An 18,881-nucleotide genomic window follows, 5' to 3' on the forward strand; every position below is an offset into this window, starting at 1 on the left:
CGTTATCAAACAGGCTAAATAATAGGAAAATGGCGATACGGTTTTTGTTAAAAATAACGTTTAATTAAAGAAGCTATTTTAACACATTTTTGTCTATTTAGGGGATTGTAGATGCTATTAAAATCAAGCAAAACAGCTGATTAGCGCTCGTTTTTATCTTTAGTGATAAGGATAAAAATGACTTTAATAATTGGGCATTGTCTTTGCTGTTTTTAAAGGCTATTTCATAAAAAAACTGCACCCAAAGGATACAGTTTTTCGTGAGTAAGGCTACAGCTATTAGGACATTTAATTATAAAGCAGTTTAAACAGGTTTGAACTCTTGATTAAAGAACTCACGCGTAGCCTCAGTACAGGCTGGACTGACCAAATCACCGTGATAGTTGGTATAGAATGCCAATAGCGCCGCGACGCCTCCGTTGGGGTCTGCATTGTCTTTGACTTTTTTCACACTATTACTAAAGTTGGTTTGTACTTTTTTGACTACATCGTTGACTTTCCAAGGGTTCATTGATGCTTGTCCAATGATAGTCAACGTTTGATAATCTGGGCGTTCCGCTTCGTTGTCTTTATCCACATCCAAAACCGTAATATTAACTTTCTTAGCAGGATTTTTAGCCACTTCGGTCTGTATGAGTTTTACCATCGAGCCGGTATTGGTATCGAAATAAACCGTTGGGTCTTGGTTGCCGCCGCAAATGAACGTTGGCATTGTAGGCACGTAACCACGTAAGTCATTATCCTTAAGCGCCTTACGCAGATTGTTCTCAGGGTTTGCCGCTGTCCGTCCGTCACCATTATCAGCCCATAGACCATCAGGATTTTTTTGCGTATCCGCCACATAAGCCGCTCGGAAATCCGTTTTAATCAAATAATCGGTATCATCGTAGCCACCCAAGATAGAAAACAGCTTACCTGGTGATAGACCTGCCAGCCTTGGATCGCTAGGATCTTTTTGAAATAAAGCATTATTGGGCAGTTTACCTGCTTTGACCAACTCATCAAATGGCGTATTACTAGGCAACTGCGCGTCAGCATATTTATCCAAAAAAATATCTGATTTTTTATTGTAAATATTGCCGTATTTTGCCTGCAAACCAATACCGAGCAGCGGGGCAAAGCGCGATGCACCAATATTGACATTACCTCTAAAGATTTCATCACCAAAAGCTGCCAACGCATAAGGGCCCGATGATGGTGCAATCGCCGTCACTGGTTTCTTTTGCGCTTCTAATAATCTTGCGGTCGCCATAGTGACATAGCCACCTTGCGAGTAACCGGCGATAAACAGCTTACCTGAGTCATCAATTTTGCTGTAATTGACATCATTGGCGCGTTTTTTGCGTTCGATAATGCTACGCGCGCTATCTAACGCATCAACCATGTCGGTTGACTGCTGCTGGGCGACCAAATAAGGATGATAGTCAAGCTTCGACTCATCGTAACCGGCATAGTTGGGAGCGACGACGATATAACCTTGGGCGGCAAAGTTCGCGGCAATTAAGTTTGCCTCTCCTACCGCAGGGTTTTTGACATTGCCTACTTGCGCAAAATCATAGCCTTTATCCGTTGTCGTACCATGGGCGTACAACAATACTGGACGATCGCCTTGACAGTCAGCGCTGTCTCCACTTGGCAGCATCAGCGCAGCGGTCGCATTCGTACGCTCGCCTGCTGCGCCCACTGTCCGATAGCTTACTTTCTCAATTTTAATATCACATTTGGCGGCTGGGGTGGCAGTATTATTGAGGCCAAACTGAGTATTTATTTGAGTGGCAGTGAATGAGCCGATAGTTTTGACAGTTGTAGTATCAGAAACAATTCTTTCATTATCATCATCGCCACAACCAACAAGTAATAAGCTACTGGCAATCGCTAGCGATAATATACCGCGCGTCATGATGGGTTTGTTTATAATAGAGGTATTGGGTAAGACCATGATTGCTATCCTTAGCAGTAATAATGCAAAAAATTGCCTAAATTCCTTGGCAATGGATAAATGCAGTTTAATTAAAATAATTTAATAAAAATTATGGCTGCAACCCTACTATTTATACGCTAAAACCCTATTAAAATCCAATAAAAAAGTTATAAAAACCATTTCAAATACCTTAGATAAGATAGAGTCCGTAATGAAACAAAAAGAGAGCCAAGCAAGCAGTCCATCCATTAAGCAAGCAACTAACGAGGCAAGCAAACAAGCCACTACAGCACCCATTGACCAGCCCGACACGCGTACAGACCGCAGCTTTGATGCCATTGCCGACCACTTTGAAAAAAAGGTTTACGGCGGCTTAAAGGGTGATATTCGTCTGGCCGTATTGCGCCGTGATATTTTTATCTATTGCACGCAGATGAGCCAAATGCTTGGGCGACCGTTACGTATTCTAGATGTGGGCGCAGGACTGGCGCAAATCGCGATTGAGCTTGCTATCCAAGGTCATACGTTGGTTATCAATGATATTTCAGCCAATATGCTGGAGAAAGCGCAAACAAATGCTGAATGCGTCGAAAAGGATTTGGATATTAGGTGGTACGTTTGTCCGTATCAAGAATTAGAAGAAAAGTTAGCAGGTAACACAGAGAAATTTGATTTGATTATGTGTCATGCGCTGCTTGAATGGCTCGCAGAACCGGCCGCGGTGATGGATTTTTTTGATAAGCACTTAACTGAACATGGCTCGCTATCGCTGTGCTTTTATAATCCGGCGAGTTTTGATTATCGCAATCTTATTATGGGTAATTTCAACTTATTGGATAATACAGAGTATAAAGCGGACAATAAAAAAAGCCTCACACCCAATCATCCGGTTGCTAAAGAAGAAGTCGAATCATGGCTAAGGTCGCATGAGTATCAAACCATACTTGCCAGTGGCTTGCGGGTATTTCATGATTATGCGCCGCTCAAACGTGGCGGTCATAATGACCCTGAAGGAGTCATACGCATGGAGCTGCGCTACTCACAACTCGAGCCGTATAAATGGCTAGGACGTTATCTCCATATATTAGCAACGCGCCAAGCTTAACGTCTTCGTTAAACTTAAAAAGTATTGCCAAGCTTAAAACTGCTAACTATCTGATTTCTTCCACGCGCTCAGATCTATCGTACTCTGACCAAGTGGTGGCATTGATGTCTTTTTCATCAAACACCACCACATGCTCTAAGATAGGCAAGATACCAATTTGCGAGCCAATCTCATGGTTATGATGACTGGCAACTAACGACAACACGGTTTGACCGTCAGACAGTTGCAAGCGATAGAGATAGTTTGCCCCGCGGAATACACGTCCAACGACCAAGGCCGTTTGCGTACTTTCATCGTCATGAACGATATCATCAGGCCGTACCAAGACCTTAATCGGTGTGCCGTTTGGATAATCGTACTCGCAATATAGTGGCTGCCCTAACTCATCATAGACTTCCATACGCCGATAAATATCACCAAGTGCGGTTTCGACATGACCTTCTTTGATGATGCCATCTATCATTGCCCCCTCGCCGACAAACTCAGCGACAAACGGGCTGATTGGCTCATGATATAGCTCACTTGGCGTCGCCCATTGGACCAATTTACCTTTATCCATGACCCCGACTTTATCGGCCAAAGCAAAGGCTTCGTTTTGATCATGGGTGACCAAAATAGCGGTGGTATTGGTACGTTTAAGGATATCACGCACGCTCATCGCCAGTGATTCACGTAGTACCACATCTAAATTAGAAAACGGTTCATCAAGTAGCAAGAGTTTAGGCTTTGGTGCCAACGCACGTGCTAATGCCACCCGCTGCTGCTGGCCGCCCGATAGCTCACTAGGACGTTTATCGGCATGTTCCGTCAATTCGACAAGTTCTAGCATTTCTTTAATACGCGCTTTTTTATCGGCCGCCGTCCACTTATTAAGACCAAAAGCGATATTTTTTGCCACGCTTAAGTGTCCAAATAACGCATAATCTTGAAAGACCATGCCCATACCGCGCTTGGCTGGCGCGACCGCAAATTTGGTGCGCGTTGTCTGCTCAGTGAGACGCTGATTGCTTAAGCGAATTTTACCGCCACGACTCTGCTCCAACCCAGCAATCGCCCTTAACGCCGTGGTTTTACCGCAGCCGCTATAACCTAAAAAACAGCCTATTTCACCTTGCTTTAAATCTAACGATAAGCCATTAACGATAATCGTATCGTCATAGCCAACGATTAAGTCCTGCACGCTAAAGTAAGCGTCATCAGCACCGGTGTTGTTAGTCGATGCTTTAATAGCTTGGTTATCTTGCGATTGGCTCTGTTCTGCCGTTTCTTGATTTGAGACAGACTGATTTATAACGCTTTGATTTAAAGTGCTTTGATTTAAAGTGCTTTGGTTTAAAGTGCTTTGGTTTAAAGTACCTTGTTTTGATATGCCTTGTTTTAATATATTTTGTTTTGCTGTATTTTTAGGCAAGCTTCTATCTGCTTGCAACTTTGCTACTTGAGCTTTGGTTAATAACGTTGTCGGTGGTTTTTTCACATGCTCCGGTCTTGGCTTGCCGCCCACCTTGACGGATTTAGACGCTGCTGGATTGGTTGAATCGTTCATCAAGTCAGTATACATAGACGGTACCAGTGAGCTATTAGTGAATAAAACCTTTTATTGACACGGTTTTTAATATGGCTTTTTTAATATGATTCTTTTTCAAAGAGACTGTTTAACTACTATTTAACTAGGGCTAGTTGATTAAGGCTCTTTGATTATAGCGCTTGGATTATGGTTATTTAACGATAAATGCGCTTAACTCTGTTTATCACTTTGACGCAGCAATATCCAAACAGGAATAAGACCAACCAGTACAATCAACAAACTTGGCAAGGCGGCGCGCCCCCACATGCCTTCACTGGTCATCTCAAATACCCTTACTGCCAGCGTATCCCAGCCTTGTCGCCGCGTCATCAAGGTAATCGGCATCTCTTTCATCACTTCGACAAAACCCATTAATAATCCAGTTAATACCCCAGGGCTAAGTACGGGTAGCATCACTTGCCGCCAACGCTGATACGGGCTATCACTGAGTAATTTAGCTGCCGCTTCTTGATTGACAGTCAAGCGCTGTAACTGACGGTCGACCGGCTGAAAGCTCACCGTCATAAAACGCGTCGATAAGGCCAGCAGCATCACAATCACACTACCGGATAAAAACTGTGCTGAAGTAATACCAAAAGCAATGAGCTGATTATCAAGCCACGCTATCGGAATAAATATCCCAACCGCCAATACCGTACCCGGCACCACATAGCCCAAATTGGCTAAGGTAGTCATGAGTTTGGTCGATTTATCCGGATATTGACGCTTGACCCACGCAATAATAATCGCCAAAAATGCGATAAATATGGTGGTCATACTGGCAATCATAAGGCTATTGGTGACAAAATCAATATAACGCGCATCGAAGTCTTGCTGGAAATTTAAAGTGGTCCAATAAAGCAGCTGCAAAAACGGAATCAAAAACGCTATCGAAAACACCAGTATACAAAGTAGCGCCATGCCCCACTGCGCAGGTTTACTGGCTTCAAAGCGCTGACTACTACCCTGCGTCACCGTATTACCGCGCTTGGCTTGCCAATATTGCTCAAACAAGACGACGATAAAAACCACGCCGATTAATAACGCGGCCAACTGCGCGGCAGTGGTTAGACTAAAAAATCCAAACCATGCTTTATAAATCGCCGTGGTAAAAGTATCGACATTAAAGACCGATACTGCGCCAAAATCTGCAAGCGTCTCCATGCTAGCAAGCAGCAAACCACCAATAACCCAAGGCAGCGCCTGTGGTAATGCCAGCCGAAAAAATACCTTACTGCGACTTAAGCCAAGCATCTGCCCCGCTTCAATCGCTCGCCTACCTTGCGATAAAAACGCTTGGCGCGCCAACAAATAAACATAAGGATAAAATGCCAATGACAATACTAAACCTGCACCCCACACATTACGCACCGATGGGATAGCGGTGGTAAAGCCTGACTCTCTTAAAGCCGTTTGCAGCGGTCCGCTAAAATCAACGATACCGACGGTAACAAATGCTAAAACATAAGCGGGCATCGCTAATGGTAGCATCAGCGCCCAGGCAAAAAACCGCTGTCCCGGGAAGCGGTACATACTGGTCACCCACGCAAGTGCCGTTCCGATCACGCCAGAAATCAGTGTCACCATCAGCAATAAAATGACGGTGTTTTTTAGCACTTGCGGCAACACATATTGACGCATGTGCGTCCAAATATCAGCGACCGGCTGCGTCCATGATAATAGTACGATTAAAATCGGTACGAGCATAAACAACGAAATCAGTCCTAAGACTGATTTCGAGATAATACGTTTGCGGACGACATGGTCTTGACTGATAGACGGGCTATTATTGTCGTTATTAGCTTCATTGACAGTATTGTCTTGTTTAGCAGACGCTTCTGGCATTGTTATCATAAGTTGTTACCGTGTCATACGCGTAATAACGCAATTAGATGCTAGATGACTAAACATCTAATCGCTAAAAACCAACCGCTTAGCGACTGACAGTCTGTTATTTATAACCCGCTTTATCCATCATTTGAATGGCTTGGGTTTGTAGCTCACCAAACTTCTGCACGCTGATACTGTCTTGTTTAAACGGACCCCAAGATCTGAGTAGCTCTGACTCATCGATACCTACTTTTACAGGATACTCTTTATCAGAACTGGCATAAAGACCTTGCGCCTCATCAGAAGATAACCACTCCATCAATTTAAGCGCACCATCTGGATTGTCTGAGTTGGCGATAACCCCAGCGCCAGAGATGTTGACATGAGTACCAGTCGTACCTTGGTTCGCCCAAAATATTTTTACAGGGAAATTTGGTTTTTCATCAAGCAGGCGACCATAATAATAGCTGTTAGCAATACCCACTTCACACTGACCAGCGGCAATTGCCTCTAACATACTGGTATCATCACTAAAGACGTCTGTTGCTAAGTTAGCTACCCAACCACGAATAATTTCTTCTGTTTTTTCTTCGCCCAGATTTTCCATCATGCTTGCAACCAATGATTGGTTATAAACAGCTTTTGATGAACGCAGACAAAGTTTGCCTTTCCATTTTGGATCGGCCAAATCTGCATAAGTAGATAGCTGGTCGGCGCTAACTTTGCTTGGATCATAAAAAATTGTACGGGCGCGCAAAGACAGACCTGTCCACTGACCTTTTGGATCACGGTATTTAGCAGGAACATTGGTTTCTAAGATAGTAGAAGACACAGGTTGCAATAAGCCCTGCTCCGCTGCTTGCCATAAGTTACCCGCATCAACGGTTAATAACATATCCGCAGGCGTGTTTTTACCTTCCGCTTGCAGACGCGCCATCAATGGGCCAGTTTTATCAGTGACCAGCTCAATTTTAACACCTGTTTTTTCGGTATATTTATCCAATAACGGTTTAATCAACTGCTCATTACGTGATGAGTAAATAGTAACGGTTTGCCCACCAGCGGCCGTTGCGTCATCATTTTTCGCCACTTCTTGCTCAGTGCCAGATTGTTCAGCAGTGGTTGTAGTGTCAGCATCTACGTTTTCTTCTGGCGTCGATGAGTTACTACAGCCCGCAAGACCCAACATCATGCTAAATACAGCAATAGGTAAAGTAAGCTTACTAGAAGATAGATTTGCACTGATAGCAGTTAATGACATGGCATTCCCCATAATGGTGCTACGGATAAGTGAGATAAGACGACATTAAAATCATTAGAAAATGATTAAACAGCGGGATTAATAAGACCTTAATATCTAAGACACATTATACTAATAGAAATGAGATTAATTATCAATACATTTATCTGGCCCTGCTGTGCCGATAAACTGGTCTAATTTTTAACAAGATATCAATGATTTATGTATCTGCCTGCGCTTAATCTCGACCTTGTAGCAACCATTGTCCCAAAATAACATTGACCGCCGCTTCGGTACGTAAGATGCGTGGCCCGATATTAACTAGCGTACATCCTTGCTCAGCAAGCAACTCAATCTCATAATCAATCCAGCCGCCTTCTGCACCGATAAATACCATACTTGGTAAAACCGATTCATGAGCTGACTTTGGTTTTGCCAGTGGTTGCTGGACATATTGCGCAAATGACAGCGCGCTATAAGGATGAGCAACGATAGCACGATTGGTCATTAAACTTGCAAGCTTATCTTCAACAAAGGGTTTAAAGCGTTTTTGCAGGCTAATACGCGGCGCAATTGTGTCCACGCCTTGTTGCAGACCTTCTAACACAAACTCGTCAAGGCGAGCTAGCATTGGACTTTGCCAATAGCTTTTTTGCGTACGGTAGCTGTTGATAAGAATGATATCGTTAACGCCAAGCGCTGTCATATCCATGATTAAACGCCGCAATACCTTTGGCCTTGGCAATGCCAACACCACTATAAGATTAAGCTTTGCTGGCGGATTGTTATTCAGCTGTATATCGCTTAGTTGAATACTATCGGAGGTAATGGTTTTAATGATAGCGCTACCGAGCTTACCGCCAAGCTGACCAATTTTTAACCTATCGCCTACTTGGGCATTTAGCACTTTATTCACATGAGCAATTTGCGCTAAATCATTGATATACGCAGACGCGTTATCATGTTGAAAGTTGGTCGCTGGCAATAATATACAGTTCATAGCGTCACTTATATCCGCTCTTGATTCACGTCTTGGCTCAGGTCTTGCTCAAAAGATGGTTTAGCGTATTGTTCAATAACACCTTCAATCATCGATAGCTGACGATGCAAGACTGCTTGCTGTTGCTCAGTCATTGCTGCACCTGCTTGCCCTGCCTGTTTTGCTAAGGTTAAATGGCTCAGCCAATACTTTAGCTGCTGATAAAGAAGATTGTCACCATCATCTGAAGAAGATTGTTTACCATCAGAGTGATGCGGCTGAGAGACTTGGCCATTCGCATTAATCGCGCTATAAAACGCATTGTTTGGCTGATATAACGCCCCGACGCTAGCAAGCTTATCAACCACGCTTTGGCAAGACTGGGTATAAGCACCCATCAATACTGGCGTTGCTACGCTTGCCGGCTCAACGGGGTTGTGCCCGCCAATATCGACCAATGAGCCGCCTACCAATGCCACATCGGCAAGCGCATACCAGCGCATCAACTCACCCATACTATCAGCGAGATAGACTTGAGTATTTGCGCTAATGGCATCTTCAGCACTACGCCGCGCCATGCCCAAGCCAGATTTTTCAATCAGCTCTGCCACGTCACCAAAACGCTCTGGATGTCTTGGCACTATAATCAGTAAGGTATTGGCTAACAAAGGGTTAGATAGGATTTGCTGCTGCCATGATAATACGATCTCTTCCTCACCGCTATGCGTGCTTGCTGCCACCCAAATCGGACGATCTGCTACGTCTAAATCTAAGTCCAAGTCTGCGCCATCGTTTACTATTTCAGCTTTTTTGGCACCATTATCATCATTCAGCTTCGGGGTATTAATGACCCATTTTAGCGAGCCTGCCACGCGGATTTGCGCGCTATGAGCGCCCAATTGCCGAAAGCGTTTTGCCGATTCATTATCTTGCGCAATAATCAAACTCAAATTCTTCATCATACTGGCACTGACGGCGCCAATTTTTTGATAGCTTTTAAAAGAAGACGCCGACAGCCGTCCATTGACCAAAACACTTGGGATATGATGCTCGGACAGTTTGGTTAAGATATTGGCCCAAAGCTCGGTTTCTACAAACAGGGCAGCGACGGGTTGTACATGTGCCAAAAATGTCTCAATCACCGCAGGACTGTCGACAGGAACGTAACTATGACTTAAGCGACCTCGAGAAATATCATCGGCAAAGCGGCTGGCACCGCGCGCATATCCAGTCTGCGTGGTATTGGTCAACCATATCTGATAGCCTTTTGCCAATAGCGCATCCAGCAAAGGCGCGACAGTATTGGTCTCGCCTAAAGACACCGCATGGCACCAGATGACCCTTTTGCCATCGCTCTCTTTAAGATTGCCATTTTCGTTGGCAGTCGCATTAGGTTTAACTTTGGCATTAGATACAGGCGGCGCAGGATAGCGCTTACCAAAACGCTGCTCGACTTCTTGCTGATAATTATCACGCTTATGCGAGCGGCGCCATACTTGCAGACGATAGAGCGGTTTTAGCAACCCAATCGTCACCTGATAATAAACAGGTGGCTTATAAACGGCTCGGCTTGGCTGAGTCGACTTATCAAAAGAAGGTAAGGAATTATCAGAAGATGGCATGAAGAAGCCCAGATTAGTAATGGATCGGACGATAAGAAGTGACGTTATAAAATGACAATAAGAGATGCCAATAAAAAACGCGCCAATTCTACCTGAATTTAACGCTAAACAATAGTTTTAAAGCACTCGCTATCAGAAACAAAGATTTAAAAACGAGGATTTAAGAGCTAGAATTTAAAATAAGCATTTAGACAATAATGAAGATTAATATAGCGACGACAATAATTACCGCAAACAATAACTGATAACGTTTGAGACTATGCTGCTCTTGCTTTTGTGTGCTAATCAACGCCTGCGCTTGCTGCCATTGACTGACCAAACTGGCCGCTTCTACATGACCGTTTTCGGCCGCTTGCTCAAGCCAATATTTGCCATTGGTCATATCTTGCGGTACGCCAAAGCCTTGATAGTAGAGCTTACTTAATAAACGCTGGGCACGGCTGTCGTTTTTGCTCGCTGCTTGCTTCACCCATTCAACGCCTGCTTCCATGCCAGCTACTTTATCCGTATTTATTCCTTCACCAAGCAGCTCATACATTGCCAAACGTAGCATCGCCGCGCTATTACCTGCATGGGCAGCGTCTTGCAATCTTGCTAGAGCTTGCTGCTTTGCTGCCAAATGCTGCTGTGAAAAGGCAACTTGCGCGCGCGGTTTCTCTTGCTTAGCAATATACTGCTCAAATTGATCCAAGACTTTACGGGCTTGCTCGTATTCTGTCTTGCCAGCGCTTTGGGCGACGTCTATTTCATCAAGCTCTATCAGCAATTGAGTAAAAAGCTCTGGAGTTGGCGCGAATTTTGTTATTGGTTTTACTGCAACTTCTTTTAACGCTGCTTGTGAAGATACTACTGACGTAGTTTCTGCCGTTATAGTTTGTACAGGGGGGCTTTCTAATGAAGCCGTCGATAAAATAGGCTTTGCTGGTAGCGCCTCTGTTTGAGTGATTTCAGGTATTGATTGCAGCTCATGATGAGTATGACTATTATCCATAGTATCTGTCTGAATATCTTGTCTGCTATGCTGCTTCACACCTACTTCAGTCAATTTTTTATCGAAAGATTGCGCGTCATCTAAGGGTAATGTATAACTATTATTAATGACGTTTGGCACTCTTGCAGTTACTGCTTGGTATAGTCCACTTGTCACCTGACCGCCTTGCACTGCTTGAAACGGTCTATCAATATGACCAAACAGCCGCATTCCTATCGGCTCTAAAGCAAAAAATAGCGACTCAGTCGTATTAAACTGATTATTAACCTCACTATCATCGCGATAAACCACGGCCATATGCTGATAAAAGTCATCGGTCAGTAGCGGCAAGGTAGGATAGCGCTTACGTAGCTCAAACTCACCGAACCAATGCGGCGTATTTTGCCATTGCTGTGCCAATACGCGCCCGGCATAAAACGCCAAAAATACCATAAAATTACGATAGCGCTCATCTGCTAACAGCGCCGCTTCATCCCAGCTGCCCGACTTAACCATGTCGCGGCGTATCTGCGACAGCAAAGTATCTACGCGCTGTAAACTTGCCAGCGATTCATCGAGTGTGCATCGATGCAATTCCGCTTCATAAGCCATGCCGCCAGCGACAAAACGGCCAGCTAAGAAATCTTGCCAATAGCCTGCTGCGATATAATCAAGGGGCGTCAAGGGCGATGCAGACATAAGGCGAGCCTATCCTTTAAAAATTGAGCGTTTTGAAAACCAACATTTCAAATAATAATAAAAATGAGCTGGTAATAAAAATAAGTAGTTTACCTTAACCTAAAATCAAAAGCGCTACAATAAAGGACTAAATAAGCGCACCACATTATCGAATAAGCGCTCTGCCCCGTGGCGCTCTTGCCATTCTTCTAAGCTTAAAAACCGGCAGCTTTGCAAGTAAACTTCTTGACAATCAGCAACCTGCGCGACCATTTCTGGCGTATAAATCGCTAAGCTGACCTCCATATTTAAATAAAAACTGCGCATATCAATATTCACTGTACCAAACAGGCAGTAATCATCGTCAATAACCACGGTTTTAGCATGCAGCAGTCCACCTTTAAATAAAGCAATGGTTACCCCGGCTTCGAGTAGCTCTTGATAGTACGCTTGCGAGGCATGCTGCACCAAAAATGAATCTACCTTTTCGGGCACAATAATCGTCACCTCGACCCCGCGTTTGGCCGCGGTAGTCAGCGCGCCCGATAACGCTTCATCGGGGACAAAATACGGCGTAGTAATGCGAATACGTTTATTGGCGCGATGTATCACCGTTACCAAGGTATTATAAATCACGTGCGCCGTCACTTGCGGCGCCGAAGGTATCAGCTGCGCCAGCACATTCTCAACGATTGGCATACGCGGTATCACAATCGATGTCGACCCAATCTCGGGTAGCTCATCTGTATCGCTAATCTCGTCTATCACTTTAACGCGGCTATTGATATCATTAATAGTCGGACTCATGACATAAAGTTTACGCGTATAATTATTCACGCGGTGATTGAGCGCATCGAGATTGTCTTTATTTTCCGCGCCAATATCGGTGACCACTACTTTTGCCATTGCTGTAGCAATATTTATCGGCTCTTGACTGACGCTGCGTATCGCCACATCAATCCATTGACCGACATTTTTATTTTGTTTAAAAAACTTTGGATCTACCAAGTTAAAGCTACCGATATAACCGACATGTTCGTCAATGACGATCATTTTGCGATGATTACGCAAATCTGAGCGTTTAAATAGGGTTTTAAACAAACCAACTGGTAGCGACTGGTGTACAAAAACCCCGGCTTCTTCTAGCATGCGATGCTGTTTACTATTAAAAAAGCTAAAACTGCCCACACTATCCGCCAAAATATGGCACTCGACGCCGCGCTGTACCGCTGCCATCAACGCGTCCATGACGTCGAGTATCTGACCTTTTGGATAAATAATATAGAACTCCATCAGGATAATGCGCTGAGCGGCATTAATATCTTCAATCAAGCGCCCAAAGATAGCATTCGGCGTGGTCAATAATTGCATTTGATGATCAGGAAACACTCCAAACCCTGTCCAGCGTGTACCGATTTTACTGACACCGCGATAATTATCGGGTAGCAGCTCTTGTCCTTCATCAAACACCATTTGCTCACGCTTGGCCATATCATTCATCAGTAGCCGCGCCTGATTCATACGCGCACGATAACGCCGCCCAATCATTGGCTCACCCAATAAGATATAAGCGATAAAACCAACCACGGGTAACGTATAAAGCACAGCCACCCAAGCAATCGATACCCCAATATTGCGCTGCACCGAGACAATACGTAGGGTCATGACTATCATAAGAATCACGTGCAATATCAGACCCAATCCAGCAAAGTCTCCCACCGACCAGGTAGTAAAGTATTCTTCAATAGACAGAGCTTTTATATTAAAATTATCTATGCTCACCTCGATGACCCTATATTACTCAAATCATTCATCTATTTATTAGTTATTGGTTATTAGTTATTAGCCCGCTGTTTTATTAAGTAGACGCCCTATAAGTCGACGTCTTGTTCGTTAGATGCAAAAAGCTTTATCAGTATAGTGACTTTTAGCAAGCACGCAATAGCCAGCAATACAGCGGCTATATAGTCTATCATCACCCTACTTACGGCTTAGTTTGAGCGGTAAGTAAGTTTATTAGCCATAATTTTAAAAATACTTAAAATAATATTTGACAGCCATGTGTAAATGTATATAATACACACCCACAGAGCGAGGCTTTAGTTAGTTCTCTTCTGTTGAAAGTTATTTAAAGGGTGACAGCTTTGAATGTTAAAGCTTTCAGGAAATCCTATTTAAAGGATTTCCCTTGCGAAGCTAAAATTGCAGTGCAATTTTTTAACGCTTCTCAGGGTGATTAGCTCAGTTGGTAGAGCGTCTGCCTTACACGCAGAATGTCGGCGGTTCGAATCCGTCATCACCCACCACTCATTTAGCGAGTGGGTCTTTTAGAAGACGACATGCTAAAGACGACCTAAGCAGCGGTAGTTCAGTTGGTTAGAATACCGGCCTGTCACGCCGGGGGTCGCGGGTTCGAGTCCCGTCCGCTGCGCCATATTTAAAACTTGGTTTTTAATTACATTATTAAGTACAAAGTTTCAACCTCAAGTATTCATTTACTTGAGGTTTTTTTGTGTTTGTTGATTTGTATTAGCTATTAATTGCTACTTAGTCTATATCATTTTATCTAAAAACTTTCTCATTAAAACCCCGTACGGAACAGCGTACCAACCACGACGAACGCCACTGAAAATAACGTCACCAAAATAATATTGATGGCAAACCCATTCAAATTATTAGCGGATAAGCGTGGTATAACCCAAAAGCGCGCATGCATCGCGACTAGTGCCGTCAGTAATAATAAGCTCAGCTTCATACCAATCAAGACACTGATGTCATTATCAAAGGCAAACCACATCTCTATGTTAGGTAATATTTTATACGCCATCCATAATCCAGTAATGATTTGAATGGCTAATGCCGGCATACCAATTTTTTCAAACTGACCTTCAAATTGTAACAATGCGTCTAAATTACGTGAAGATAGCACTTTTGGCAGCACCACTAATGCTAGTATTAAATGACCACCTGTCCAAATTGCTGCTCCCAGTAAATGTAAAATTAAAAGATAATTGAACATAAAATATAACTCCAAATAATTAATCAATCATGATTTCTCGAAGCATTAAGGTATTTAATTATGAAACGCGCCAATCAATTGCAGCCATTGTCACGCCAACACCATCTTGGGCTTAATCTGTCACGCCATGCCAAAGAAAGCTTGGATGAACCCGAAGAGATTGCCAAACATTGGGACAATCTCACTTCTTATATTAATGATATGGCTTACCACTTCCAAATTGAAGACAATTTAATCGCTAATGCCTTAGAGCCGTACCGCGTGACTGAATCCGATGTGGCCTTAGTACTCGATACCCTTGATGGACAGCATAAGCAATTACATCAACTGATAAATACGGTCGAACAATCACAAAAATCTGGCAATAAAGGGGTCAGCGTGGCACAAGTTCATGAGCTTGGCACCCTATTATACGACCATATTCGCTTTGAAGAGCGCGAGTTATACCCGACGGTAGAAAAATATTTAACGGAAGCAGAATTAGATGCGGTTTATGAAGCCAGCTCTGATAGCATCAAGCGGCCTGATGAGGGTCGCTAATATACTATTAAAGGATTACCCCAATAAGAGTTAATTAAAAATATCACTGAAACAAAAAGTCCGCCAAGAAACGAGCCATATCTTGGCATTCGCTTCTTTGACGGACTTTTTATTTGTTCTTAAATGGTTATTTCTAAAGATTGATTTCTAAGACATCAATCTTTGAACATGACGTTAAGGCATCAACTTAAAGAAATGCTGACGATAATGTTTTAGTTCACGAATAGAATCGCGAATATCATCTAAGGCTAAATGGCTGCCGCCTTTTTCAAAGTTCCTTAAAATATCTGGACGCCAGCGGAAACACAGCTCTTTAATCGACGACACATCAAGGTTGCGATAATGGAAGAAGCGCTCAAGCTCGGGCATTTGCCGTGCTAAAAAGCGGCGATCTTGGCAGATTGAGTTACCACACATCGGCGACTTGCCACTATCGACCCATTTATTCAAAAACTTAATGGTTTCCGCTTCTGCTTCCGCCAAGGTCACCGTACTACGGCGCACACGGTCCACCAAGCCTGACTGCCCATGCTGCTTGGTATTCCAGTCATCCATTTTATTTAATATTTGATCGGATACTTTAATGGCAAACACTGGCCCTTCGGCAAGGACGTTTAAATCCTCATCGGTCACCACGGTCGCAATCTCGATAATCTCATCATTTAAGGTATCAAGTCCGGTCATTTCTAGGTCAATCCACACCAACCCTTTTTTACCTTGGTTTTTGATTTTAATTTTATTGGGATGGTCGTCGGTACTCATAAAATATCCTATGGTCAATAAACTTTGGCACAGCTTGTGAGCCTTGTTAATCAATTAAACTGACTCTAAATAGTCAGGCTAAAATCATATGCTTTGCACTTGGTTGGCTATAATGCCTAATAAAACGAAAACATTACAAAACCACTATCTGCTAGCGGCGCTTTAGGCTGTATGTTAGCAAATTTTCACGCTACACTTAGCAATATTTTTCTAATAGGTCACAACCCATGGCATTAATCCGGCAACGCAAACTGACTAAACAACAGATTCGTCGCATCGACAAACAACAGCTCGATAGCCAAGACAGCATCGATGACAGTTTGATGGATGGCGTGGTCATGGCGCATTATGGTAAGCAGCTAGAAGTACAAGTGACCAGCTTGCCGGCAGTAATTCCTGTGCAGCCGGAGATTGCGCCCGATGACCCTGAGCCATTTTGGCAGGAATTAACGTTAGGCGATATTTGGCGCTGTCATGTGCGTACCAATCTACCTATGCTAGCAGCGGGCGACCAAGTACGCTGGAGCGCCGATCCTAATACCGGCTTTGGACGTATCGAATCAGTCAAGCCTCGCACCTCGCTCGTTTCGCGTCCTGACCGTTATCATAAGCTCAAACCCGTCGCTGCTAATGTTGATATTTTGGCCATTGTATTTGCGCCCTTGCCTGCCGCTGCGCCGACATTGATTGATCGCTATTTGGTCGTTTGTCATCATGCGGGCGTAAAGCCATTATTGGTACTTAATAAAGCTGATCTACTGGCCCAAGAAAACGGCGTCGATACCAGTGAATTATTGGCACAATACGCGGCGCTTGGTTACGAAAGCGTGCTGACCTCGGTTGCGTGCCCTGAAAACATCGCTAATAGCGATGAGCAAATAGGGCTTGATGAGCTAAAGCGCTACATCGATAAGAAACTGGTCATTTTTGCTGGTCAATCAGGCGTCGGTAAAAGCAGCTTAATCAATGCCTTGCTGCCAGAGTCAGGACAAGTGGTAAATGTCATCTCCGAAAACTCAAAGCTCGGTCAACATACCACCACCACCAGTCGCTTATTGCCATTTAACCCAAGTGACTTAGACCAAGGCGGTATTGTCGACACCCCTGGTATTCGTGAGTACGGTATTTGGCATCTGACTCCTGATGATGTTATCTCAGGCTTTATCGAGCTTGCGCCACTGGCAGGTGATTGCCAGTTCCGCGATTGTCGCCATACCCATAACAGTAAAGGCTGCGCCTTATGGCAAGCGGTTGCGGACGGCGAAGTATTGCAGCGCCGGGTTGAAAACCTTGTGACGTTAACAGAAGAGGCGGATACTAAGCCTTATTAGCAAATATGTCTAAAGGTTACTGATAAAGGAACGACGAGATAAAGTAACGACGAAGCCATCGCCCGTTTACTATAGATGACCTTATCGGTATAATAGCGCCTTGTTCACCATCGTTGGGCTGTTATCTCAGTTTGACCGAACACTTATATTTTTGGAGGTATGGTTTGGATCGTGCGCTGGAATTTGTGGGCAACCACCCGTTTTTATTTGGTATATTAGCCGTGCTTGCCGTGCTGTTTTTTGCTATTGAAAACAAACGTAGTGGCAGAAAAATATCGCCCAACACCTTGGGTATGATGGTCAACTCGCAAAATGCGCAGCTGATCGATATTCGCGCCAAAAAGAAATTTGAAACTGGTTATATCCAAGGCAGCCGCAACATACCTTTTACTGAACTCAAAGACCGCATTGAGGAAATTCGTGCGATTGAGCAGCCAGTCATCATCGTCTGTGATATGGGTATCCAAGCAGGTGCTGCGGTACAAATGATTGGCAAAGACAATGTCTATCGCCTAGAGGGCGGAATCGGCGGCTGGCAAGGCGCTGGTATGCCATTGGTTGGGTTAAAAGATACTAAGTCTAAAAACAAAGGTAAAGCCAAGCCAAGTTTGCATAAGTAAGACAACCGATAAAGCTGCAAATTTCATAAGATTAATAGCTATATCGCTTCAGAGGCTTGCAGCGCTAATCAAAAAGACACTTTATCAAGAGGTGTCTTTTTTTATGCGCTAATGATGCTACCGTCAGCGCTTTTTAACCAACACTGCTTGAATTTGCCATAGCCATCCCCACTTTATACGGAGCAGCAGCAAATATAGGGGTTATTTACGTATTGATAACGGATTATATTAATGACTACCCTATAATTTTTTTATCTTACTATTTATCCTATTACTTATAACAAAATTGCTCCCCCATAAATTTATAAATAAGGAATGACCATGACTGTTTCTGTACAAATTTATACCACTCCAATGTGCCCATACTGCTCAAACGCTAAGCAATTATTGCAATCTAAAGGCGTTGATTACGAAGAAATCGGCATGCATGACATCAGCCGCGAAGAGCGCCAAGCTTTGATGCAAAAGACCAACAACTATCGCACTGTGCCGCAAATTTTTATTGGTGACACCTTTGTCGGTGGTTTTGACGAGCTCAACCAAATGAACCAACAAGGCAAACTTGACGAGCTATTAGCCGGTTAATTTGCTATTGTCTTTTTCTGTCTATTTTTATTGTGTAAAAATAGACAGCGATAAGAATAAAGCGTTGTGATAAAAAACATTTAAAAAAACTGCGTAAAAGACTTTGAGATAA

Annotated in this window: 15 protein-coding genes and 2 tRNA genes; 7 read left to right on the forward strand and 10 right to left on the reverse strand. The window is 43.6% G+C overall.

Features of this window, described 5'->3' with window-relative positions; genetic code table 11:
* Positions 1 to 304: 304 nt before the first annotated feature.
* Positions 305 to 1,939 (reverse strand): alpha/beta hydrolase family protein, encoded by a 1,635-nt coding sequence (locus tag ACPEGP_RS05455; protein WP_423814180.1) that lies wholly within the window; start codon positions 1,937 to 1,939, stop codon positions 305 to 307.
* Between the two features lie 193 nt (positions 1,940 to 2,132).
* Here ACPEGP_RS05455 and ACPEGP_RS05460 point away from each other — a divergent pair, with 193 nt between their 5' ends.
* A complete protein-coding gene (locus tag ACPEGP_RS05460) occupies positions 2,133 to 3,026 on the forward strand; it encodes a methyltransferase domain-containing protein (RefSeq protein WP_423814181.1) in 894 nt (297 codons plus the stop codon).
* 46 nt (positions 3,027 to 3,072) lie between these two features.
* On the opposite strand, the gene ACPEGP_RS05465 is transcribed toward ACPEGP_RS05460, so the two are convergent.
* From ACPEGP_RS05465 to ACPEGP_RS05495, 7 genes are all read right to left on the reverse strand, one after another.
* Positions 3,073 to 4,587, reverse strand: a complete 1,515-nt coding sequence (locus ACPEGP_RS05465) for an ABC transporter ATP-binding protein (RefSeq protein WP_423814182.1) — start codon at positions 4,585 to 4,587, stop codon at positions 3,073 to 3,075.
* Positions 4,588 to 4,764: 177 nt separating this feature from the next.
* Positions 4,765 to 6,447, reverse strand: coding sequence for an ABC transporter permease (locus tag ACPEGP_RS05470; RefSeq protein WP_423814183.1), 1,683 nt, complete (start codon positions 6,445 to 6,447; stop codon positions 4,765 to 4,767).
* Between the two features lie 97 nt (positions 6,448 to 6,544).
* On the reverse strand, positions 6,545 to 7,684 hold the full coding sequence (locus ACPEGP_RS05475) for a Fe(3+) ABC transporter substrate-binding protein (protein ID WP_201541281.1): 1,140 nt from the start codon (positions 7,682 to 7,684) through the stop codon (positions 6,545 to 6,547).
* Between the two features lie 217 nt (positions 7,685 to 7,901).
* Positions 7,902 to 8,663: a 16S rRNA (uracil(1498)-N(3))-methyltransferase gene (locus ACPEGP_RS05480; protein ID WP_423814184.1), complete on the reverse strand. Its 762-nt coding sequence runs from the start codon at positions 8,661 to 8,663 to the stop codon at positions 7,902 to 7,904.
* 8 nt (positions 8,664 to 8,671) lie between these two features.
* Complete coding sequence (locus tag ACPEGP_RS05485) at positions 8,672 to 10,264, reverse strand: 3-deoxy-D-manno-octulosonic acid transferase (protein ID WP_423814185.1); 1,593 nt, start codon at positions 10,262 to 10,264, stop codon at positions 8,672 to 8,674.
* 187 nt (positions 10,265 to 10,451) lie between these two features.
* Positions 10,452 to 11,933 (reverse strand): tetratricopeptide repeat protein, encoded by a 1,482-nt coding sequence (locus ACPEGP_RS05490; RefSeq protein WP_423814186.1) that lies wholly within the window; start codon positions 11,931 to 11,933, stop codon positions 10,452 to 10,454.
* A 114-nt stretch (positions 11,934 to 12,047) separates the two neighbouring features.
* Positions 12,048 to 13,700, reverse strand: coding sequence for a cardiolipin synthase (locus ACPEGP_RS05495; protein ID WP_423814249.1), 1,653 nt, complete (start codon positions 13,698 to 13,700; stop codon positions 12,048 to 12,050).
* A gap of 442 nt (positions 13,701 to 14,142) precedes the next feature.
* On the opposite strand from ACPEGP_RS05495, the gene ACPEGP_RS05500 reads away from it, so the two are divergent.
* Together ACPEGP_RS05500 and ACPEGP_RS05505 are read left to right on the forward strand one after the other, a co-directional pair.
* Positions 14,143 to 14,218: transfer RNA gene (locus ACPEGP_RS05500), tRNA-Val, on the forward strand.
* A gap of 51 nt (positions 14,219 to 14,269) precedes the next feature.
* Positions 14,270 to 14,346: transfer RNA gene (locus ACPEGP_RS05505), tRNA-Asp, on the forward strand.
* A 147-nt stretch (positions 14,347 to 14,493) separates the two neighbouring features.
* Here the strand turns inward: ACPEGP_RS05505 and ACPEGP_RS05510 are convergent.
* Positions 14,494 to 14,931, reverse strand: coding sequence for a CopD family protein (locus ACPEGP_RS05510; protein WP_200662411.1), 438 nt, complete (start codon positions 14,929 to 14,931; stop codon positions 14,494 to 14,496).
* Positions 14,932 to 14,991: 60 nt separating this feature from the next.
* Between ACPEGP_RS05510 and ACPEGP_RS05515 the strand changes: the two genes are divergently transcribed.
* Positions 14,992 to 15,471: a hemerythrin domain-containing protein gene (locus tag ACPEGP_RS05515; RefSeq protein WP_201591777.1), complete on the forward strand. Its 480-nt coding sequence runs from the start codon at positions 14,992 to 14,994 to the stop codon at positions 15,469 to 15,471.
* Positions 15,472 to 15,645: 174 nt separating this feature from the next.
* Here the strand turns inward: ACPEGP_RS05515 and orn are convergent, their stop codons facing one another.
* Entirely contained in the window at positions 15,646 to 16,233 is a 588-nt protein-coding gene (orn, locus tag ACPEGP_RS05520) for an oligoribonuclease (RefSeq protein WP_102077375.1), read from the reverse strand.
* Between the two features lie 227 nt (positions 16,234 to 16,460).
* Between orn and rsgA the strand changes: the two genes are divergently transcribed.
* The 3 genes from rsgA (at position 16,461) to grxC (ending at position 18,769) form a co-directional block, all read left to right on the forward strand.
* The gene (gene rsgA, locus ACPEGP_RS05525; protein WP_423814187.1) at positions 16,461 to 17,564 is read left to right on the forward strand and encodes a ribosome small subunit-dependent GTPase A; all 1,104 of its coding nucleotides are present in this window, start codon (positions 16,461 to 16,463) and stop codon (positions 17,562 to 17,564) included.
* Between the two features lie 164 nt (positions 17,565 to 17,728).
* Positions 17,729 to 18,184, forward strand: a complete 456-nt coding sequence (locus ACPEGP_RS05530; RefSeq protein ID WP_068407433.1) for a rhodanese-like domain-containing protein — start codon at positions 17,729 to 17,731, stop codon at positions 18,182 to 18,184.
* A 321-nt stretch (positions 18,185 to 18,505) separates the two neighbouring features.
* Positions 18,506 to 18,769 carry a glutaredoxin 3 gene (gene grxC, locus ACPEGP_RS05535; RefSeq protein WP_423814188.1) on the forward strand — a complete coding sequence of 88 codons (264 nt, stop codon included), beginning with the start codon at positions 18,506 to 18,508 and terminating at the stop codon, positions 18,767 to 18,769.
* Positions 18,770 to 18,881 lie beyond the last annotated feature (112 nt).

This window comes from Psychrobacter sp. 219-2-C (genome assembly GCF_049560815.1).
Taxonomy (GTDB): Bacteria; Pseudomonadota; Gammaproteobacteria; order Pseudomonadales; family Moraxellaceae; genus Psychrobacter; species Psychrobacter faecalis.